This window comes from Microcystis sp. M169S2, assembly GCF_020245865.1.
GTDB classification, from domain to species: Bacteria; Cyanobacteriota; Cyanobacteriia; order Cyanobacteriales; family Microcystaceae; genus Microcystis; species Microcystis ichthyoblabe_A.
This window is the reverse complement of record NZ_JADBUB010000186.1, coordinates 1-20,879: the sequence shown is the minus strand read 5'-3', so window position 1 is coordinate 20,879 and position 20,879 is coordinate 1. Positions and strand designations below refer to the sequence as shown.

At 39.4% G+C, this 20,879-nt stretch carries 17 protein-coding genes, 1 pseudogene and 1 riboswitch; of the genes and pseudogenes, 13 read left to right on the top strand and 5 right to left on the bottom strand.

Annotation, left to right across the window (positions count from 1 at the left end; genetic code table 11):
- The first annotated feature begins 135 nt into the window (after window positions 1-135).
- Window positions 136-265: riboswitch (cyclic di-AMP (ydaO/yuaA leader) on the top strand.
- A 232-nt stretch (window positions 266-497) separates the two neighbouring features.
- From IM485_RS17875 to IM485_RS17860, 4 genes are all read left to right on the top strand, one after another.
- Window positions 498-1,835, top strand: a complete 1,338-nt coding sequence (locus tag IM485_RS17875; protein ID WP_104397048.1) for an ArsB/NhaD family transporter — start codon at window positions 498-500, stop codon at window positions 1,833-1,835.
- A 93-nt stretch (window positions 1,836-1,928) separates the two neighbouring features.
- Window positions 1,929-3,101, top strand: coding sequence for a glycosyltransferase (locus IM485_RS17870; RefSeq protein WP_287744718.1), 1,173 nt, complete (start codon window positions 1,929-1,931; stop codon window positions 3,099-3,101).
- A gap of 51 nt (window positions 3,102-3,152) precedes the next feature.
- A complete protein-coding gene (locus IM485_RS17865; RefSeq protein WP_287744716.1) occupies window positions 3,153-5,168 on the top strand; it encodes an ABC transporter ATP-binding protein in 2,016 nt (671 codons plus the stop codon).
- A 343-nt stretch (window positions 5,169-5,511) separates the two neighbouring features.
- Window positions 5,512-6,879, top strand: coding sequence for a DNA cytosine methyltransferase (locus IM485_RS17860; protein ID WP_287744714.1), 1,368 nt, complete (start codon window positions 5,512-5,514; stop codon window positions 6,877-6,879).
- Here the strand turns inward: IM485_RS17860 and IM485_RS17855 are convergent.
- The 4 genes from IM485_RS17855 to IM485_RS17840 form a co-directional block, all read right to left on the bottom strand.
- Complete coding sequence (locus IM485_RS17855; protein ID WP_104397052.1) at window positions 6,876-7,688, bottom strand: TdeIII family type II restriction endonuclease; 813 nt, start codon at window positions 7,686-7,688, stop codon at window positions 6,876-6,878. The genes IM485_RS17860 and IM485_RS17855 overlap by 4 nt on opposite strands.
- A gap of 22 nt (window positions 7,689-7,710) precedes the next feature.
- On the bottom strand, window positions 7,711-7,938 hold the full coding sequence (locus IM485_RS17850; protein WP_008203587.1) for a helix-turn-helix domain-containing protein: 228 nt from the start codon (window positions 7,936-7,938) through the stop codon (window positions 7,711-7,713).
- A 144-nt stretch (window positions 7,939-8,082) separates the two neighbouring features.
- On the bottom strand, window positions 8,083-8,313 hold the full coding sequence (locus IM485_RS17845) for a type II toxin-antitoxin system HicA family toxin (protein WP_002744591.1): 231 nt from the start codon (window positions 8,311-8,313) through the stop codon (window positions 8,083-8,085).
- Window positions 8,310-8,549, bottom strand: coding sequence for a type II toxin-antitoxin system HicB family antitoxin (locus IM485_RS17840; RefSeq protein WP_002777417.1), 240 nt, complete (start codon window positions 8,547-8,549; stop codon window positions 8,310-8,312). The genes IM485_RS17845 and IM485_RS17840 overlap by 4 nt, the downstream gene beginning before the upstream one ends.
- A gap of 138 nt (window positions 8,550-8,687) precedes the next feature.
- On the opposite strand from IM485_RS17840, the gene prfC reads away from it, so the two are divergent.
- From prfC to IM485_RS17795, 9 genes are all read left to right on the top strand, one after another.
- Window positions 8,688-10,322: a peptide chain release factor 3 gene (gene prfC, locus IM485_RS17835; RefSeq protein WP_130757878.1), complete on the top strand. Its 1,635-nt coding sequence runs from the start codon at window positions 8,688-8,690 to the stop codon at window positions 10,320-10,322.
- Window positions 10,323-10,434: 112 nt separating this feature from the next.
- Complete coding sequence (locus IM485_RS17830; RefSeq protein WP_287744712.1) at window positions 10,435-11,145, top strand: lysophospholipid acyltransferase family protein; 711 nt, start codon at window positions 10,435-10,437, stop codon at window positions 11,143-11,145.
- A gap of 283 nt (window positions 11,146-11,428) precedes the next feature.
- Window positions 11,429-12,460, top strand: coding sequence for a GntR family transcriptional regulator (locus tag IM485_RS17825; protein ID WP_287744709.1), 1,032 nt, complete (start codon window positions 11,429-11,431; stop codon window positions 12,458-12,460).
- 265 nt (window positions 12,461-12,725) lie between these two features.
- Window positions 12,726-13,850 (top strand): vWA domain-containing protein, encoded by a 1,125-nt coding sequence (locus IM485_RS17820; protein WP_104397055.1) that lies wholly within the window; start codon window positions 12,726-12,728, stop codon window positions 13,848-13,850.
- Window positions 13,851-13,867: 17 nt separating this feature from the next.
- Window positions 13,868-17,023, top strand: a complete 3,156-nt coding sequence (locus tag IM485_RS17815; RefSeq protein ID WP_104397056.1) for a tubulin-like doman-containing protein — start codon at window positions 13,868-13,870, stop codon at window positions 17,021-17,023.
- A gap of 91 nt (window positions 17,024-17,114) precedes the next feature.
- Window positions 17,115-19,331, top strand: coding sequence for a coiled-coil domain-containing protein (locus IM485_RS17810; RefSeq protein WP_104397057.1), 2,217 nt, complete (start codon window positions 17,115-17,117; stop codon window positions 19,329-19,331).
- Between the two features lie 6 nt (window positions 19,332-19,337).
- Window positions 19,338-19,979 (top strand): OmpA family protein, encoded by a 642-nt coding sequence (locus IM485_RS17805; RefSeq protein WP_002733090.1) that lies wholly within the window; start codon window positions 19,338-19,340, stop codon window positions 19,977-19,979.
- 79 nt (window positions 19,980-20,058) lie between these two features.
- Window positions 20,059-20,292, top strand: coding sequence for a hypothetical protein (locus tag IM485_RS17800; protein ID WP_002756604.1), 234 nt, complete (start codon window positions 20,059-20,061; stop codon window positions 20,290-20,292).
- A 14-nt stretch (window positions 20,293-20,306) separates the two neighbouring features.
- Window positions 20,307-20,714 (top strand): type II toxin-antitoxin system VapC family toxin, encoded by a 408-nt coding sequence (locus IM485_RS17795; RefSeq protein ID WP_002801652.1) that lies wholly within the window; start codon window positions 20,307-20,309, stop codon window positions 20,712-20,714.
- A gap of 14 nt (window positions 20,715-20,728) precedes the next feature.
- Here IM485_RS17795 and IM485_RS17790 read toward each other — a convergent pair.
- A pseudogene (locus IM485_RS17790) lies at window positions 20,729-20,879 on the bottom strand (Uma2 family endonuclease); the annotation flags it as partial.

Below are 20,879 nucleotides of genomic sequence, written 5' to 3'. Positions count from 1 at the left end.
ATTGTTCTATCCTAGCAACCCGGGGGATAACCGACAGGATAGGTTTAGTATAGGGCTATATAGTTTTTTTTGGGTTAGTATGCTATGGTGGATCACTAAACAGAGTAAGTCAGCCTAATCCAAGTTTCTATGCTAGATATTAGCTAGACAAATTCGGAGCGGAGGAACCACATTTGGGGCGTATTTCTAGATTTTTTAGCCTAGAAAAGGATATCTCTCTATCCTAGCCCGTCAGCTAACTTCGTCGGCGTGGGGGGGAAGACTGAAACATCACTACATTCCTAGTAATGTCTTGATCGGTTCAGTTATGTCGCTGGTACTACTTGATAGTCATAACTTACAGGAGACATTGTTTATGGAGATTCTCATATCAGCTTACCGATCACAACAATTTTAAGATTTTCCGTAGATAACCATATTTTCTATGAGTTTGCTGTACATTTTTCGAGCAAACTTTTAGTTGTATCGAGAAACCAAGAGTAAAAACAGGATCAAAAATGCTGGAATCTTTACCAATGTGGATTGCTGCGATGACTTTTATTGCAGTCATTGTGGTTATTATGTTCGAGTGGCTTCATATTACCGTAGCGGCTTTACTGGGGGCTTTAATCTTAGTTTTTACCCATATCATGACTCTTCAAGAGGCGGTGGGTTATATCAGTCGCAGTTATGCCACTCTTGCCCTATTTTTTGGGGTGATGGTGTTAGTAAGAGCCTTTGAACCAACGAAAATTTTTGATTATTTAGCAGCACAAATGGTGCTTTTAGCCAAGGGACAGGGCAAATTATTACTAATAGGAATTGTCGCCATTACTACCCCAATCTGTGCGGTGTTACCCAACGCTACCACGGTGATGTTATTAGCCCCGCTAATTCCTCCCTTAGCTCAAGATATAGGCGTGGATTTTGTGCCGCTCTTAATCCTGATGGTTTTCGTTGCCAACAGTTCCGGGTTATTAACGATTGTTGGTGATCCCGCTACTTATATCGTCGGTGATTCTATTAATATCACCTTCATGGAATACCTACAGCGTTTAAGTTTAGGTGGTGCCTTGGCAGTCATTACCATTCTGGTTATGTTACCTTGGTTATTTCCCACGATCTGGCGGACAAAATTCGAGCATTTAGAAGACTTACCCCATCCGAAAATTAATCATCCGCGCGTCTTAGCTCTGGGGGGAATTATCGTCTTTTTGGTCTTATTTTTATTCGTCGTCGGTGAATCTTTTCCTGTACCCCTTGCTCCGGCGGCTGTTGCTTTGATGGGGGCAGCTTTAGCCCTACTTTTAGCCCAGCAATCGAAAATCGATACGGTGCATAATATTCTTCGAGATGTGGACTGGAGTACCCTATTATTTTTTATGTCAATTTTTGTCCTAATTGGCGGCTTAGAAAAAACTGGCGTAGTTAATAGTGTATCGGGACTTCTGGCGATAATTTTAGGCCAAAATATCTTTTTAGGTTCTCTAGTCTTGCTGTTTTTTGTCGGACTTGTTTCCAGTGTCGTTCCGAATATTCCCCTAGTGGTGGCCATGGTTCCACTACTGAAACAGTACCTTGTTAATGTTAATTTAGTCGGGACTGAGGTTCTTTCCCCCGATTATGCCGGTTCTTTTCCCCCGTCCGTTTTACCGCTTTTCTATGCGATGATGTATGGGGCCACCCTAGGGGGTAATGGTACTTTAGTGGGGGCTTCTTCTAATATTGTCGCCGCTGGCATCGCTGAACAACACGGGGGCAAAATTAGCTTTCATACCTTTCTGCGCTACGGTTTACCAGTGATGTTTACTCAGTTAGTCGTCTCGGCTATGTATATGTTAGTTTTCTTTGTCTAGTCTATAATGTTAAGTTCGCCTAAGATTGACAAAAACGTTAACATTGATTAACATTCTCCTATCGTGCTAGATAATCTGGATTGATCGGCGATCGTGAACAAAAAAATCTCTGTTTTAGCACCAGATTTATCCGGTGGTGGTGGCACAAGAGTCTATTTGATTGCTCAAGTCTTGCAACAGCTAAACTGTCAGGTGACGGTTTATGGTCCGATTTTTGGACGGGACATCTATCCCACCCCACCGGGGAATTTACCCGTGGTATCGGTCAAAGGCAATAATTATCCCCAGTTTTTTGGCCAGATCAAAACTTTACTCGATCGCATCTCTGGAGAGATTATCTATGCGGTTAAACCCCGTCCCACCAGTTTCGGCATCGGTTTACTGAAACGTTTTTTTTCCCCACGTCCCCTAATTCTTGATATTGACGATTGGGAAATGAGTTGGTTTGGTGGCGATCGATGGTCCTATCGTCCTTATCCTCGACAATTAGCTAGGGATATCCTCAAAAAAAATGGTGCGCTTAGGGATCCGAATCACCCTCTTTATCTGCGTTGGATGGAAAATTTAATTAACCGCGCTGATGCAGTGACGGTTAATAATCAATTTTTGCAAAAGCGTTATGGGGGGATTTATTTACCGAATGGCAAGGATACGCAACTTTTCGATCCCAATCTCTACGATCCTGTCGCTTGTCGTCAAAAATACGGTTTATCCGCGTATAAAGTTTTAATGTTCCCGGGTACAGCTAGACCCCACAAAGGTTTAGAAGATGTCTTAATCGCTTTAGATCAAATTGGTGATCCTGATTTTAAATTGGTGTTGGTGGGAGGTCGCCAAATCGGGGATGGTTATCTGGATAGTTTGCTAGAAAAAGGTCAACCTTGGTTAATTCATTTACCTGCTCAACCGATCGAGCGAATGCCAGAAGTTATCGCCGCTGCCCATGCTATTATCGTTCCCCAGAGGGATGAAGCTACGGCTAACGCCCAATTTCCGATTAAACTCACCGATGGTATGGCGATGGCTAAACCGATTATTTCCACTAAAGTGGCAGATATACCCGAAATTTTAGCTGATATTGGCTATTTAGTCGAACCTAGATCGCCAGAGCAACTAGCTGCTATGATTAGCGAAGTTTTTAATCATCTCGACTCGGCTAATGCACGAGGACTAAAAGCGAGAGAGCGCTGTATCGCCTCCTATAGTACCACCGCCATGGCGACAACTCTTTCTCGCCTAATTACTTCTCTGGAAGGGAAATATTAGAGTCTGGCGAGTAGGATAATTGACCGTTGACTATTTACTTTATTACTTGCGATGAATCCTAATCAAATTCTGCTTAAATATACGCTGAAACACTGGATATTAGTGGTTTCCAGCATCATTATAGGCTTTGCCAGTACCATATTTAATGGGGTAGGAACTGTTTTAGTTATCCCTTTGCTAATTTCTTTTATTAATCCCGAAAATGATCTCTTAAAAAATGCCCCCCAACTTATCAAAAAGCTGCTCTCAGTTTTTGAGATTTTCTCGGTCGATACTCGTTTTTTCTGGATGTTTGCGGCGATATTATTAATTTTAATCCTCAAGCATATTACCAATTTTGTCAGTAATTGGCTAGGCACTTACTTGTCTTTAATTATGGCAAAAGATATGCGAATTGATTCAGTTATTCTTTTGCTAGAAGTGGATATAGATTATTATGTAAAAAGTAAAATAGGAGATATTTTTAATCGTTTTATGTCCGAGATTAATCGGGCTGTAGCATCAATTAGAAATTACATAAACCTGATTAAGGTCATCGCCACAGCTTTCATGTACTTGGCTATTTTATTATCAATTTCTTGGCAATTAACTATTCTTTCTAGTATTTTGGGTGGCTTTTTAGCTCTGCTTAATCAATACTTTGTCAAGAGAGCGAAAAAGTTTGGAGAGATTATCACCGTAACGGCTAAACAGCAAACTAATAAACTGTTGGAACTATTAACGGGAATTCGTCTAATTAAAGCGGTAGGCAATGAAAGATACGAATTAGAATCTATTGTGGAAGATATAGAAGCCCGGGAGAAAGCGGGTTTAGATGCCCAGACTAATAATGCTGTAATCGCTCCGCTCAATGAGATCGGTGGGGTAATTATTATTGCTTTAATTATCATTGCTGGTCGTTATCTTTTTAATGAACAACTGCAAGCTTTAGCGACGATTTTATTGACCTATCTCTATGTACTTTTCCGGGCCCTGCCGATAGTTAGTCAAATTAACAGTGCTAGGAGTAGTCTATTGGGTGATGTTTCCGCAGTAGAGGTGGTAGCGGACTTTCTCATTCGAGAGAATAAACCATTTATGAGCAATGGTTCTATTCCCTATCAAAGATTAGAGACAGGTATTCATTTTGATAACGTCCAATTTTCCTATCCTGGTCATCAAGAATTAGTTCTCAAGGGCATCGATCTTTGGATTCCAAAAGGAAAAATGATCGCTCTTGTTGGTGCTTCGGGGGCGGGAAAATCGACAATTGCTGATTTATTACCACGCTTTTATGATCCTATAGCCGGGAGGATTCTTTTTGATGGTCAAGATTTAAGGGATTATGAGATCAAATCTTTGAGAAAAGCGATGGGAATAGTCAGTCAAGACACTTTTCTCTTTAATAATTCTCTCCGTTTTAATATTGCCTACGGATTAAGCGATGTTAGTGATGCAGAAATTTTAGAGGCGACAAAAAGGGCGAATGCCTACGAGTTTATCTGCAAACTGCCGGAAGGACTGGATACGGAAATTGGCGATCGGGGAGTGAGACTTTCGGGAGGACAAAAACAAAGATTAGCGATCGCTCGTGCCTTACTGCGAGATCCGGATATTCTCATTCTCGATGAAGCTACCAGTGCTTTGGATACAATTTCTGAGCGTTTAGTACAGGAAGCGATCGACGAACTCTGTCGCGAGCGGACTACTCTTGTGATCGCTCACCGTCTTTCCACTGTTCAAAAAGCCTATCAAATTGTGGTGCTGGACAAGGGAAAAGTGGCAGAAATCGGCAATCATGAGGAATTATTAGCTCAAGGTGGTCATTATGCCCATTTACACGCTCTGCAATTTAGTGATAGCAAAGGGGCTGACTCTAAGAATAGGGAAGATGAGCAAAAAAGAAAAGCTTATTTATCCTACGAAGCGAGAAGCAGTCTTAATAGTCTTTTAGGTTCTTTGCGTCTAGTATCTGAAGATTTAATCGAAGATTCTCAGGAGAAACAGGAAATTTTAGAAGAATCCTGTAGTTCAGCTATGCGACTTCTCCATATTATCGAAGACTACGAGTATTCCTCGACTCGATAGATCTCCTGCAAAAATCCCACATCTACCGTTGGGTTAGGATTCAGTTATCAGTTATCAGTTATCAGTTATCAGTTATCAGTTATCAGTTATCAGTTATCAGTTATCAGTTCACTGAGAAAACTCCCCACACCCCACACCTTACACCCTACACCCCACACACCCTACACCCCACACCCTACACCCTACACCCCACACCCCACACCCCACACCCCACACCCTCTTTCAAGTCAGGAGACAGGAAATTTGCAGGAGAGGAGATCTCTAGAAAAAAACTCTTAATTTATACTAAAATAATTAGTACAGATAGGCATCTTCCCAGACGGTGAAAAGGAATTATTGACCCTTGAAAACTACAGTTAAAGTCAGCAGACAAACCCAATTACCCCTACATCTAGTTATTACCCATCCCCAGTATCGTTTTGTCGATTTATTTGCGGGAATCGGTGGGTTTAGAATCGCTTTGGAGAAATTGGGAGGACGTTGTTTAGGCTATTCAGAAATCGATAAACAGGCCATGCAAGTTTATCAACAGAATTTTATTAGCCATCTCAACAGCGATGAAATTGCTTTCGGAGATGTGAGTAAAATCAGCAATTTACCCGATAATCTTGATCTTATTGTCGGCGGCGTTCCCTGTCAACCTTGGTCGGTGGCGGGATGTTTACGGGGATTTGAAGATCCCCGGGGAAAACTCTGGTTTGATGTGATTAAATTAGTCCAGAAAAGTCAACCGAAAAGCTTTATTTTCGAGAATGTCAGTGGTTTAGCTAGTCCTCGCAATCGGGAGAATTTAGAGTTAATTATCGATGAATTAACTAGCTGTAGTTATCAAGTTTACTGGCAGTTATTAAATGCCTACGATTTTGGTTTACCCCAGAATCGCGAGAGAGTTTTTATCGTAGGAATTAGAAAAAATATAGATAACTATGAGCGGTTTAAATTTCCCTTACCTTTGGGTATCCATCCGAAGGTTTTAGATATTTTAGAAGACATCAAAAATATTCAACCCGTCGAGAAAGTTAAGTTATCAGCAGATACTTTATTTAATGGTTTTGTTCCTCCATCAAGAACTCGTTTTCAAAAAGAAGATGAATTAAATGACTTTTTTATTTTTTCTGATTTAAGAAATGGCCACACAACTATTCATTCTTGGGATATTATCAAAACTACGGAACGACAAAAAAGTATCTGTTTAGCTTTGCTGAAATTAAGACGCAGTAAAAAGTATGGCGAAAAAGATGGTCATCCCGTGGCTTTTTCTACTTTTTTGGAAATTATACCCGACCTAAAAATCGAGGAACTAAATCAGTTAGTTTCTCTGGGTATTTGTTGGCAAACGCAGGAGGGTAAGTATGAATTTATTAACTCGAAAAATATGACGGGAATTAACGGCATTTATCGGATCATTTTACCGACGGCCGATATTATTCCTACCCTAACCGCTACGGGTGCTAAAGATTATATTGCTACTATTTCAATTACCGCTACTCATCCCCAAGAATACAAACAATTGTTTTTAAAGAAAATCTATAAACCCAAAAAGTTTCGAGAAATTACTCCCCAAGATGCGCGTAAATTACAAGGATTCCCCGATAATTTTATCTATCATCCACAGCCGGCTATCGCTAAAAAACAATTCGGAAATGCTGTTCCTGTACCAGTGGTGGAGGCAGTAGCAAGAAATTTACTGGAAATAATTTTACCAAATTAATTATCTAGATAATTACGAAACTTTTGTCTATACTTGTTGATAAATGCTTGATCTTTTTGAAGATCGATAAAAGCTTCTTTAATTAATGACCAAGTATTGATTTTACCAGAACAAAAATCCCAAAATTCATTTTCAACCCATATATCATGATGTTCCTCTAGAGGATACATTTTATTTCCCTGTGATTGCCACCATGTTTGAGGTAAGAAAGGATTAAAAGGAATAACAATTCTTGTGTGAATACTTGCTAAAGGTTCACGGGACAGCCGATAACAATACCAATCTAACAACTGGTCGCTAAATCTAGAACCATCTCCCCTATTAGGATGTGTAGCTTTTAAATCAAACACATACTCAATATTGTCTTTGATTAAATAAATATCTACTCCATGACCAGAAGGAGGATCGATATAATTGAGGTTATTCCTATTTATTTTCTTAGCTACTACTCTAAGTCTTTCAATGCACTCTGTCATGGATATTTTTTGTTCTTTCGATTTTCTGAGACTTTTTAAATTATCGAGTTCAATTCTTAAGTCTTGAGGAAATGGACTAGGTTGTAAAAGTTTTTTATCCTGCTTATATAAAATACGAAATCCATTATCTTTGGCTAAAAAGGTTGCTAATTTTTCCCAGAAAGTAGTTCCCATGCTTGTCGTTAGTCCAGTCATCACAGAACTAATCTGTCTCTCTTCTGGAAATAAATAATCTAAAATATGATGATTCCTAGGTTTGGGTTTTTTAAAATAGTTTTCTATTGAGTTTTTAATTAGCTTTTGAATTTCTATCACTAACTGGTTATTATCCATACTGAATTGCAATTAATCAAATTTATAGATCAGCAAAAAGATCAGCAATAGATATATCAAGTGCTTTGGCTAACTTTTCGATATTTTCTAAAGATACATTACACTTACCAAGTTCGATACTGGAAATATAAGTTCGGTGCAGTTCCGCTTTTTCAGCTAAGATTTCTTGAGATAAGTCAAGTTCCCTTCTGCGTCTTCTGATAGCTTTACCAAAACGATGTTTGATATCTAAGGATTCTTTTTGTGCCACAGATCAATTATCAAGAAAGTGTATGAGACATTTCTACAGATTATAATTCAGATTTTGCAGATTATAATTTACATTTTGTCTAAAACATTGCTTCGTTCCTCTTAAAGCACAATTGCTGCTATCGCTTCGACTATCTTTTAACTCTTATTTTCGTAACAACTCGAAAAATGTTTCTTTATCAAGACCAATATCTTGAATCATACCCATGAGAGTACCTTGCTTAATATCTTTTCCTGAATGAATAGGGATCACAACCCTACATCCACCACTATTTTTGTAAATAGCATGGCTACCTTTTTGACGATCCAAATAAAAGCCCAATTTTTCAATAACTTTAATAAACTCTTTGACTTTAACTGCGGGATACTGACTCATATTAAAATATTTAAAGGCTTAAAAATCAAATCTTCTTTGGGAATGGGTTGATGATCAGCTATCAAACTTTCGAGGTACAATTCCATAGCTTCTGTAATATTGACAATCGTTTCTTCAAAAGTGTCTCCTTGAGAATGACAACCTTGAAGCGCAGGACAAAAAGCGTGATAACCACCGTCTGACTCTTTTTCTAGAATAACGGTGTAGTTATAAATTTGTTTGGTATTATCACTCATAACACTATCAGTTGTGGATTGTAAATTATCCTAGCATAGACTTTTTTTAATGACTTTTCCCGGAGCGATCGATTTTTTGAGCGGATTAACTCCCCAGCTAAACTAGAATAGAAAGATAGGAAAGCGATCGAAATTAGAATGACGACCGAAATTGAAAAAGAACTAGAAACCAGCGAAGCTGTCTTGGAAAAACGGCGAAATTTTGCCATTATCTCCCACCCTGACGCGGGAAAGACCACCCTGACCGAAAAACTGTTACTATACGGGGGTGCAATCCATCAAGCGGGTGCAGTCAAAGCAAGACGCGACCAACGCAAGGCCACCTCCGACTGGATGGAAATGGAAAAACAAAGGGGAATTTCGATTACTTCCACGGTTTTACAGTTCGATTATCGTGATTTTCAGATTAATCTCCTCGATACTCCCGGCCACCAAGATTTTAGCGAAGATACCTATCGTACCCTAGCCGCTGCCGATAATGCAGTGATGTTAATCGACGCGGCCAAAGGTTTGGAACCCCAAACGAGAAAACTCTTTGAAGTGTGCAAACTGCGACAGTTACCCATCTTTACCTTTGTTAACAAAATGGATCGCCCCGGCCGCGAACCTCTGGATTTATTGGACGAAATCGAGCGAGAATTAGGATTACAAACCTATCCCGTCAATTGGCCGATCGGAATTGGCGATCGCTTTCGGGGAGTTTTTGATCGAGCTACCCAGACCATACACCTGTTTGAACGTCGCTCCCACGGCTCTCAGGAGGCGCAGGAAACCGTGATCGAGCTTGGCGACCCCAAAATTGAGGATCATCTCGAAAAAGACCTGTATTACCAGTTAAAAGAGGATATAGAACTACTCTCGGAATTGGGTGCGGAATTGGATTTACCAGCAGTCCACGCAGGAGAAATGACCCCGATCTTTTTTGGTAGCGCCATGACCAATTTTGGGGTGAAATTATTCCTAGAATCCTTCCTCGACTATGGATTGCCACCCAGAGGACGCAATTCCTCCCTCGGTGTCCTTGATCCCACCTATCCCGATTTCACCGGTTTTGTCTTCAAACTGCAAGCAAACATGGATCCCAAACATCGGGACCGGGTGGCCTTTGTGCGGGTATGTACGGGGAAATTCGAGAAGGATATGGTAGTAAACCACGCTAGAACAGGTAAAACTATCCGTTTATCCCGTCCTCAGAAGCTTTTTGCCCAAGATCGGGCAGTTATTGAAGAAGCTTATCCCGGAGATGTGATCGGATTGAATAACCCCGGGGTCTTTGCGATCGGTGATACGATTTATATGGGTAAAAAGCTCGAATACGAAGGGATTCCCTGTTTTTCTCCAGAATTATTCGCCTATCTCAGAAATCCTAACCCTTCCAAGTTCAAACAGTTTCAAAAAGGAGTCTCGGAATTACAGGAAGAAGGGGCCGTACAGATATTATCCTCGATCGATGAATTTAAACGCGACCCGATTTTAGCCGCTGTCGGTCAATTACAGTTTGAAGTGGTGCAATTCCGTCTTTTAAGCGAGTACGGAGTCGAAACTACCCTCGAACCCCTAGCCTATAGTTTAGCCCGTTGGGTAGCCGGGGGTTGGGCCGCTTTAGAAAAAGCAGGTAAACTCTTTAATACTCTAACTGTCAAAGATTACTGGGGTCGTCCCGTCTTATTATTCAAAAATGAGTGGAATTTACAGCAAGTCAAAGAAGATCATCCCTCTTTGCAATTAAACTCGATCGCACCGGTAGGATCGGGAGTAGAACCGCAATCCTAACCATTAATCCCCCAAGACAATTGCCGAACTGGTCAGGACAAGATGGCGACCCCCAGACAACTACTTTAAAGTAGGAGTGGTCAGAAAGTCTCGATCTTTCCTAACACTTCGGATGTCTCAAAGCACTATCGTTGACGAGTCCCTCACCATTAGAAAAATTCCTGCTGTCAATTCCCGAATTAATCCCTGTTTAATTCGCTTTTGTTATTTTCTGGGAAATTATCTAGTTTTACCAGCTTTTTTCAGCAAAATAACGGTTACGGGCCAGGAAAATATTCCCCTAACGGGAGGTGTCATCTTGGCCCCCACCCATCGGTCCCGTTGGGATGCCTTGATTTTACCCTACGCGGTGGGACGTTTAGTTAGTGGACGCGATTTGCGCTTTATGGTTTCCGCTAACGAGATCAAAGGGGTGCAAGGTTGGTTTATCCGACGTTTGGGGGGTTTTCCCGTCAACACCGATCACCCCGGTATGGGTAGTCTGATCCATAGCGTCGAACTTTTGGCCGCGGGGGAAATGGTGGCGATTTTTCCAGAAGGGGGTATCTCTCGCGATCAAGTAGTTCATCCTCTTAAACCGGGGGTAGCGCGGATCGCGTTGGAAGTTACGACTATGAAACCCGATGCAGATATCAAGATTTTGCCGGTAAGCATTAGTTATAATCAGCCTTACCCCGGATGGGGAAGCAAAGCGACAGTAAATATCGGTCAAGGGATTAATGTGCTTGATTATCAACAAAATTCGCTAAAACGGGAAACTGTCCGCTTAACCAAAACCTTGAGCGATCGCTTAAAACTTCTCCACGAGGATCAATCCCCTTAATCAGCTGTTGACTATCTACCCCATGAGTGGGATTTCAGGGACGGATTAAAATGATTGTTTTAACTATTTTTCAGCAAAAAAGTGGCTTTTCTGGTTTAAATAAATAATACTAAATCGGTTATTAGTGCATGAGTAGAAAACGGGTTTCTCCGAGAAACCCGTTTTCTGTACGTTACTCAACGGATTTAGTATAACATCTTGGTTTTTTCTGCTTCTAGCTCCTGAATACTGCCTCGGGAACCCATCAGATCAGGGAAGATGTCCGATTACAGCAGAGGGTCTAATGATAGAATGGGCATCAGCGAAAGTAGTTTGTGAGCGAAGTGATCCGATGCAGTTCCAAATCCAGCCAGACAGTGAAATACCCGCCTCTAAGCAATTATTTGACCAAATTCGCTTCGCTATCGCCTCTCGTCAGTATCCACCGGGCCATCGTTTACCTAGCACCCGTCAACTAGCTATGATCACGGGATTACACCGTAATACGATAAGTAAAATTTATCAACAACTGGAAGACGATGGGTTAGTAGAATCCATAGCAGGTTCGGGGATTTATGTCAAGGCTCGCGGGCATGAAAACGATAATTTATTGGGTTCGCCCCTATTGCAACAAAATCCAGAAATAGGCCGACTAATTCGCCAGAGTTTGGCTGGTTTTCTCGCTCAAGGTTTAACTTTAGAGCAAATTCGCGAGTTATTACTGGCGGAAATCGATTGGCGATCGCAGTGTAGTTCTCAAGTTCTTGTCACCATTCCCCGTCACGATTTGGGTGCAGGGGAACTAATGTTAAGAGAATTAGAGCAATCCCTCAAAATTCCCGTCCAATTAGTGGCAATGGAGGATTTAGCCCAAGTTTTAGCCAATACTAAATCTGCCACTGTTGTCACCAGTCGCTATTTTATCAGTGTAGCGGAGGAAATTGCCGCTCCTTTTCAATTACGAGTCATTCCCATCGATATCTACGATTACAGCAAGGAATTGGCATTAATCAAAAAATTACCCACCGATAGCCGCTTGGGGATTGTCAGTATTAGCACCGGTATTATTAAGGTGGCCGAAATTTTAATTCATAGTTTACGGGGCGATGATTTATTAGTTATGTCTGCCCAAATTCATGAAACGGATAAGTTAAAAGTTTTAGCTCGAACTTCCCAGACAATTATCAGTGATCAAGCGAGTTATACTTTAATTAAAAATATGATTAATGAAGTGCGATCGGATTTAATTCGTCTGCCAGAAATTATCTGTAGTGATAATTATATTGGGGATAAATCAATTCAATTGCTCAGACGAGAATTAGGATTAGGTGGTTAGATGATAAGCTAGGACCCATTTTAACCTCTGAATCTCCCTCAATCCCTTTACTGTTGCCTCTTGCAAGAGTGCCTTATCTCAACAAGCAATTTAAATGCGCGGGCAGCTTAACTTTAAAATTTATTTTAGTCTATGTTTACTATTGACAATAACCTAGAGCAAGTCGAGAATAAAAGCGAAAAAAACTTTTAAGAAGTATTAATTTTTTAGTACAATGGGGCAAGGATAGGGATAAGCTCAATTTTTCACTCTCGGACGAGGTTAGATGAAAAGTGCTGAATGTTTAACGGTATCCCCCGGGGAACCGCTTACCGATTGGCAAAAACTCGGATTAGATTTGGTGGCTCGTTGGCAGGGACGAGATGTTATCCTAGCGATCGATCTTACCGGTAGTGTTAACTTTAATGATGAAGGACGCACGCGCCTCGGTCAAATTATTCGCGATAGTTTAAAAAATAACGATTCCGTTTATTTAGTCCCCTTTGCTGATAATGTTCAACCGATTGCAGAACCGATTTTAATTCGGAGTCAGGAAGATATAGACGCGGTTTTAAAGGCGATTCCCTGGCAATCTAGCCAAAGTGCTAAAAATACCGATATTCAGCGCGCAGAATGGCACGTTTATACTCGACTGGCACGCTTAAATCAGTGTCGTTTAACTGCCAATCAAGCTATCAAACCCCAGTCGGTAGTTTGGATTACCGATGCACCCCTTTCTACTGCTGCGGGGATTACTTCACAACAGTGGATAGAAACCCCAAAAAATAGCCCTTTTCGTCTTGCTAATTCTCCCGAAAGTTTGGAGAGACAAAACTGGCTTAATTCCCTACCAATTAATCTAAGAACCCAAGAAATTACCGCCACTAACGGCAATAAATATAAACTATCAGTTGTCGATATTGCTTCCACAGCACAAGAGTTTTGCACTCCCGCACCGGGAGGACAAGAAACCTGTTTGATTAATCCTTATCTCTTGAGTCAGTTATGGTTGCCAGCATTGGTAATTACATTAATGGGAATTGGGGGAATAGTAGCGAGTATTTTGGGAATTCGTCACTGGTTGCTGTTAAATACTGCTTGGACTATTGAAGTCTCATCTTATCAGGATGAAGATGAAACCCAAAAATATATTTTAAAAACATCCGAAAGAATTAACATCGGTGGTGAAGAACATAAGAGGAATACCTTTTCTCGTGCTGGGGAAGAAATTCGCTGCTATTTAGAAAGACGCGGTAATCAGTTATATCTAAAACCCACTAAACAAGCAGAGATTTTTTATCGAGGTAATCAACTAACTCAGGAGGTGAAGATAGATAAAAATTACCTGACTTTAACCTATCACCATAACCATCAAGATTTCGACCTACAAATTCAGATTAGTAAAAAATAACTCAGGAGATTTAAACTATGGCTAACACCAGTCAAACCCGCGCTATCAAACGGACAATTATCATCGGATTAGGTGGTACTGGTCGAGATGTGTTGATGAGAATTCGTCGCTTTATTATTGATAAATACGGGAAGTTATCTAACCTACCCGTTGTCAGTTTTGTTCATATTGACACAGATAAAAATGCTTTCAATGGTTCGGGTTTACCCACAGGAAATAGCTATCACGGGGAAGAAATTCTTCTATCAGCTGCTGAAAGAGTATTCATTAATATGAATGCTCAGGATGTTAACAATCTCACCTATGAACTTGAACACAAAACCCTTTTTGAAAGTCCCTTTTCCCATATTGAAAGCTGGTTAGATCCAAGACTAAAAAAACAAATAACTGCCATTGAAAATGGTGCGGGGGGTATTCGTCCCGTCGGTCGTTTAGCTTTCTTCCATAACTATCAAAAAATTCAGGAGGCAATTGAAGCAGCGGAAAGACGAACTTCTGGTCATGAATCCTTTATGTTTAGCGGTAAAGTTAACGGTCAAAGTTTTAATGTCCAAGAGGGTTTAAATGTCTTTGTGGTCGGTTCTTTGTGTGGGGGAACTGGTAGCGGTATTTTCCTCGATGTGGCCTACACTTTGCGTCATATTTTACAACAAACCGCCGAATATACATCCTTTGGTTATTTGGTAATTAGTCCTAAACTTTATGGTGATGGCGCAATTATGAGAGCTAATACCTATGCAGCTTTGAAAGAGTTAGACCATTATACCAATGAAAGTAATTCCTTTCAAGCCTGTTATGATAAACAAAATTTCGTCCACATCGATGAAAAACGTTCTCCTTTTGATTTTGCCTACTTAGTTTCTAATCGCACTGCGGGAGATTACCGGATTAATAACAAAAGTAAATTATGTAATGTCATTGCTTACAAGATTTTCTTGGATTTTGCCGATGAGTTATCTCCTCGCATCAAAGGCAATCGGGATAACTATAAAAACTCGATGATTAGTCCAGATAATCATCCTTTTCAGATGTGTCAAGGTTATATGTCCTTTGGACTAGCGAGGATTTATTTTACTCGCGACCGAATTGTGCAGATTGGTCTCAATCGTTTTAGTCTCAAATTAATTAAATTTTGGTTAGAGGGATATGGTCAAAGTCCCAGTGGACAAGAGTTATTAAGTAAGTTCCTAGCTAATTGGAGTACCCAAAGTAATAAGGATTATTTTACTGCCAGATTGGAAGAAGCAACCCTAGAGAATAATAAAACTTTTTCCAAGACTTTAACCTCTTGGAAAAATTCCCTAGAGGAAGAAATATCCAATAGTCAAGATTTGGAGAATTTACCCCAAACCGTCAAGCAATCCCTAGAAAAAGAGTTTCGCAAAGTACAAGGGGGAGAAACAGATAGCAGTCGCGGAATCTGGTTAACTCTGACCCAACAAACTCAACCTAAATTAATCGAAAAATTTAAGTCAGATATTGACCAATTTTTGGAGATTCTTCTTAATCCTGATAGCTTAGAATTTTCTTTGGAAAATAGCCTATCTTTTTTGGTCGCTTTACAAGTACAGATTAATACCTATAAGGGGAATCTAGAGGAATTATCTCAGGATAATAAAGGGTTTCATTCCTCGGAAAAAATTGATAACATTTGGCGAAATGTTAAACAAACTCTCGAAGATATAAACGGGAAAAAGTCTGTCTTCAAGATGTTCAGTAAAAATGCCAATAGTGAGAGAATCAAGGCCGAGTTAAGAGACTACGTTCAAAGCGGACAAAAATTAATTCAGCATAACTTTAATTTCAGTATCAATCGCGAATCTAGAAAGATTGTTGAAGCGATTCTCAAGCATATTTCTAGTCGAATGCTGCAGATACAACAACTGAAAGAATCCCTATATCAGCTAATCACAGAATACGATAAATACGAACAGGAGTTAATGCAGTTAAATCTCGACGAGATGACTGGGGAAGGTATTTTTCCAGAGGAGAATATTGATAACTGTATCCCTGACAGTAACTCCCGAACTCAATATATTTCCGTTAGCCAAAAAGTCACCAATAATTTAGGCTATAATGCTTCCCTATTCAGTTTATTTAGCCAATCCTTTGTTATTGATAATGAGACTCTCAAAGAGACTCTAACAGCAACAATCGAGAAACAGTTTCAATCAGTAAGCACCAATAAAATTGATGCAGTAATTAAGCGATTTATGGGTCAATATAAACCCCATGATTTTCCTGAACGCTTGGCGCAAATTCTGCGAGAAGCTGATTTAATGTTACCGATAAATGTTAATGATGCTTACTATCGCTTGCATCCAGATAAAAAATTACTAATTGGGACTAAGGACGATAATTCACCCACCATGCAAAGATTTATGAAGACTCTCGAATCTGATTTAAATATTAATCGGGGGACTTCTTTTGAATCAATTCAAACCGACGAAGAAATCCTAATTACCTACGAGTTTGGTGGGTTTCCCCTAAGAATCATTACTGATTTATCTGGGTTACAAAAAATCTATCAAGACCAAAAGAGAATCAGCATTTTACACAATGATTACAGGATAGATTTTGCTGATATTATCCCACCACCTGCCAAATTAATTGAGGAATTAGAGTTTATTTTCTATCCCGCAATTGCTCTCGGTTTACTAGAATACGATGAGGAGGATGATACTTATCAATTAGTCATCGAAGGCGATTTATTTAACAATAAGTCCATCATTGATATTAGCGGTAATTGGCGACTTGCTTTAGAACAATTTGCTTCTCGTAATGACATGATTAATGCTTTGCAGATACTGCTTAATCAGGCAAAAAATGAGATTTTGGCTAATCCTACCCTATTATTTACTAACGAGGGTGATTATTTCCAGAATGTCAGCTATTTTGTCAACAATGTCAAAAATTTACCCTCCTATCACCCCAATTATCGCTACAAAGATAAGGTAGCTGGACAAGATGGAAATACTCAACAGGAGGCAAAAGAAGGAATTATCACCCGTTTTGTTAATCAACTGAAAATGGAACTAGAAAAACGTGCTACTGAACAGAAAAAACTCGAAAAACAACAGCAAAAGCAACAAACTTTACTGGGAACAAATAATAACAGTAGTCAACCCAGTTTACCCGCAGAGGTTAGCACTACTGATGAATGGTCAAATTAATCAATCTTAATAATGTTTCCCCAGCTATCTGAGGAAACATTCACCCCCAACTCTCTCTATCAACCACAATTCGAGGTATCCAATAACTATCATGGCATTACTTAACCTTTTTCCCCCCTATCTGATTGTTTTAACTCTAGTCTTGGTTATTTTTCCCACCGTCTTAGCTGTGAGAATCCGGATGACTCTCTATAAATATCTCCAAGATTCAACTGCAAAAGTCAAGGGTTTAATTCCGCGAAACAGTCCCAAGGGTTCACCTAAAATTATCTCTAATCTAGAGATTAAATTTGAGAAAGCCAGTCGTCAACTAGATGATGTTAATACCGCAGCTTTGGTGGATAGTTTATACCATGAAGAAAAATTTACTTTCATGTCTAAATCTCTTAGTTGCGAGAAATGGGATTATTTTGTAAGAGTCTTACCCAATCTCCTCCTCGCTTTTGGTTTGTTGGGAACTTTCTTCGGAATTACTCTCAATCTGACGGGAATCAGCACACTTATCGATATTAATAATGTCGATGTGCAAAGTTTAGGAGAAAAGCTCAAAACTCCCCTAGAAAGTATGGGGATTGCTTTTATCACTAGCTTAATTGGTTTAGCTTGTAGTTCTTTACTGACTGTGATTAACTTAATCTTTAACACCAACCTTGCTAAAGTAAATCTAATTAGTTCCCTAGAAGACTATTTAGATAACATCTTGCAGCCGACTGTAGAAGGGAATAGTCGCTTGGATAAAGCGGTTAATCGCATGGTGGATACACAGCAAGCATTTCTGACTAACTTTCATACTGAGGTGACGAGAGTATTAGAATCTTCTTTAGAGAAAGTTGCTAAAAAAATTGCTGATGGTAATCAGGAAACTGCTAAGTTAGTCACCCAGGTTTGTGAAAGATTAACTGAAACTGCGGGAACTTTATCTACTGGTGCGACGACTTTTCAGCGTTCAGCTTTTGAACTTAACGAGCAAGTACCAATTATCACGCAAGCAAACCGAGAGTTTACACAATCCTCTCAGGAACTAAAAAATAGTGTACTGCTTTTTAAACAAGCGTCAGAGTTAATTGAAAAAAGTAACTTCTCTGGTAATATCGAAAGGTTTACCGCTAGTTTAGCAGAAACCCAAGGGAGATTTTCTCAATCCACTGCAATACTAGAGCAGAATATCGGGGAGATTATCAGCAGTAATAAAAGAGCTAACGATTTAGCAGAACAAGTGTATTTAAATATCCAAGAATCTTCTCAAAAATTACAAAATAGTGCGCTAGGTTTTCTGGAAGCTTCCGAAAAAATCGAAAGTAGTCAATTTGCCGATAAGTTAGTGCAAGCAACCGCAGATTTAATGACTGCTCATCAACAGTTTGCCGATTCTACTACAGATTTAAACCAATCAACTCAATCTCTAGCTTCTTTAACTCAAGACTTCCAGCGTTCCATGACAACTATGGTTGAGTTAGGAATAAAAATTACTGACTTGAATCAAAAATCTGAGACAATCCTAGAACAAAATCAGCAACGCTCAGTCACCGAACAAGAAAAGTTATCTAACATCCAGGGAGAATTAGTAAAATTAATCGAAACTGTGAAAACCTATCAAGACAGTTTTAACTCCGACTCGAAACAATTAGGAAACCAACTTATCAATCGTCTCGATGAAAGACTCTCCCAAACCTCCGATAAAATTCTCACTGCTTCCCATGGGATTGAGCGCTCTAGTAATAATCTCGATGTGACTAATGCTAACTTGTCTCAGTTAATTGATACAGTGACAGAGCAACTTACTCAAGTCAAGGAAAGCTTACAGTCTGAGTTAAACCTTTTAAGCAATAACTTAGGGATGGTAGTTAATGATAAATTAACTAAGAACTCAGAACAATTAAAAGCAGTTTCCCAATCTATTGAGAAAACAGCCAATCAATTTGGCAGCCTTAAATCAGATTTTTCTCAAGTAATTAACGCGGTGAACACCAACACCAGTCAATTAACTGCTAACTTAGAATCTTTGCGAGATAAGTTAGAGAAAGTTATCGCTAAGGAAAATAAATCAAATCAAAAAATGATTGAACACATCTATGGAGAAATTCACAAATGTTTAGCAGAACTGGAGAAAATTAACGATATGCGTTCTGACTTTTCTAACTTAAATAATAAGATGGAAGAACTTTCTGAATTTTCTAACTTAAAGGATAAGATAGAAAAACTTAAGGATGAGATGGAAGAACTTTTTAAGACAATCCCTAATCCTCCTCAAAAAGATGTTGAGAAGGGGATTAAGACTATATTTGATAACTTCACTAACAAATTCTAAGCAATTATGTCTAGACGTACCTACTACCGGGATGAAGATAAATCGGTGGATGTTTATCCCGCATTTACCGATTTAATGTCCAATGCTTTCATGATTCTGAGTTTATTTCTCCTCTTGGCACTTTTTCAGTCCTATAATCTCATCAGCAAACTGGAGGAAGCTAACCGAAAACTGCAAACAGCAACCCCGATAGTTATCGATGAAAAATCAGGAAAATTCAAATTTCAGTCGGGAAGTGCTGAATTAAACCCCGCTTTAAAAACCTATATTCGTCAGCGCATTATTCCCGCTATCGAAACCATTACCAAAGACAGAGAAATCGACTTCATTCAAGTAATTGGACACACCGACGGACAAGGAATACAGAAGACAAGTAATCTCGATAAAAATATCGAATCGGTTGCCAGCAGAAAACAATCTGTTAAAATGCTAGTACCTGGTTCTAACACTGATTTAGGATTAATGCGAGCTTTAGCAGTAGTGCAAGAAATCGAAAGCACAGGTAAACTCAAAAACGTCAAATTTCGAGCTTTTTCCGCAGGACAGTTATACCTCCCATCGGGTAAATTAGCTGCGGTTAATCGTGACGCAGATGCAAGCAGACGCAGAATTGAAATCCGTTTTATTCCCCCCGGTAGAAAACAATAAGACAAAAAAATTCTAGAAATTTGTTTTTTTATCTTTTGCTTGTTACACTGAGGAAAGAACGAAATTCAAATCAATATCTATGGAACAAAACACTTTAGAGGGGACTTGGGAAGAAATTTTACAGCATAGTGCTAAATTAGCAGGTCAGCGAGTGAGATTGACCATTCTACCTAATCAATCTTCCAATTCTTCCACTCCAGAAACCCTAGACCAAAAATTAAAAGGAAGAGTTGGACGAGTTTATTTTCAGCCATCAGATTTATCTGAGCGAGTAGAAGAAGTTTTTACAAATATTTTAGATGTTCAAGACTAATCAGCATTACATCAATGACTCTTTGCGACGCTTCTCCACTTATTGCCTTAATTAATGAAGCTGATAAAAATCATCAGCGTTGTGTTGACATTTTATCTTCGCTATCGGCCCCCCTTGTCACGACTTGCGCTTGTTTTACCGAAGCAATGTATTTATTGCGTCGATATGGTGGTTGGTTCGCACAACAAGAATTATGGGGTTATGTGGTAGATGAAATACTGGTAATACACCATCATAATTCAGATGAACTAAAAAGAATGGAAACCTTAATGATACAATATCAAGATGTTCCTATGGATTTAGCAGATGCTTCTTTAGTAGCCATGGCTGAAGTTCTTAATCAAAAACAAATATTCACTCTCGATAGCGATTTCTATATTTACCGACGGTATGGAAATCAACCTTTTGAGGTTGTACCTTAATTATTTTTCATTCCCTATAGGGTAACATCCTCGTATAAATCCCGAAAAGATGCCGTCAGATTAATACTCTGTAAACTAAAACTTTCTTGCTGATAGGTTTGCAGAATCCATAAACCCTGTTCACCCCGTCGAAAAGTTTCTACTCGTTGGTGTTTACTATTGACT

What these genes read in the sequence shown, in the direction of transcription:
- IM485_RS17795 (WP_002801652.1), top strand. Translation starts at nt 20,307, where the DNA reads ATGACTCTTTGCGACGCTTCTCCACTTATTGCCTTAATTAATGAAGCT.
- IM485_RS17855 (WP_104397052.1), bottom strand. Translation starts at nt 7,688, where the DNA reads ATGGATAATAACCAGTTAGTGATAGAAATTCAAAAGCTAATTAAAAAC.
- prfC (WP_130757878.1), top strand. Translation starts at nt 8,688, where the DNA reads ATGACGACCGAAATTGAAAAAGAACTAGAAACCAGCGAAGCTGTCTTG.
- IM485_RS17865 (WP_287744716.1), top strand. Translation starts at nt 3,153, where the DNA reads ATGAATCCTAATCAAATTCTGCTTAAATATACGCTGAAACACTGGATA.
- IM485_RS17815 (WP_104397056.1), top strand. Translation starts at nt 13,868, where the DNA reads ATGGCTAACACCAGTCAAACCCGCGCTATCAAACGGACAATTATCATC.
- IM485_RS17805 (WP_002733090.1), top strand. Translation starts at nt 19,338, where the DNA reads ATGTCTAGACGTACCTACTACCGGGATGAAGATAAATCGGTGGATGTT.
- IM485_RS17840 (WP_002777417.1), bottom strand. Translation starts at nt 8,549, where the DNA reads ATGAGTGATAATACCAAACAAATTTATAACTACACCGTTATTCTAGAA.
- IM485_RS17825 (WP_287744709.1), top strand. Translation starts at nt 11,429, where the DNA reads ATGATAGAATGGGCATCAGCGAAAGTAGTTTGTGAGCGAAGTGATCCG.
- IM485_RS17875 (WP_104397048.1), top strand. Translation starts at nt 498, where the DNA reads ATGCTGGAATCTTTACCAATGTGGATTGCTGCGATGACTTTTATTGCA.
- IM485_RS17845 (WP_002744591.1), bottom strand. Translation starts at nt 8,313, where the DNA reads ATGAGTCAGTATCCCGCAGTTAAAGTCAAAGAGTTTATTAAAGTTATT.
- IM485_RS17830 (WP_287744712.1), top strand. Translation starts at nt 10,435, where the DNA reads ATGTCTCAAAGCACTATCGTTGACGAGTCCCTCACCATTAGAAAAATT.
- IM485_RS17820 (WP_104397055.1), top strand. Translation starts at nt 12,726, where the DNA reads ATGAAAAGTGCTGAATGTTTAACGGTATCCCCCGGGGAACCGCTTACC.
- IM485_RS17810 (WP_104397057.1), top strand. Translation starts at nt 17,115, where the DNA reads ATGGCATTACTTAACCTTTTTCCCCCCTATCTGATTGTTTTAACTCTA.
- IM485_RS17800 (WP_002756604.1), top strand. Translation starts at nt 20,059, where the DNA reads ATGGAACAAAACACTTTAGAGGGGACTTGGGAAGAAATTTTACAGCAT.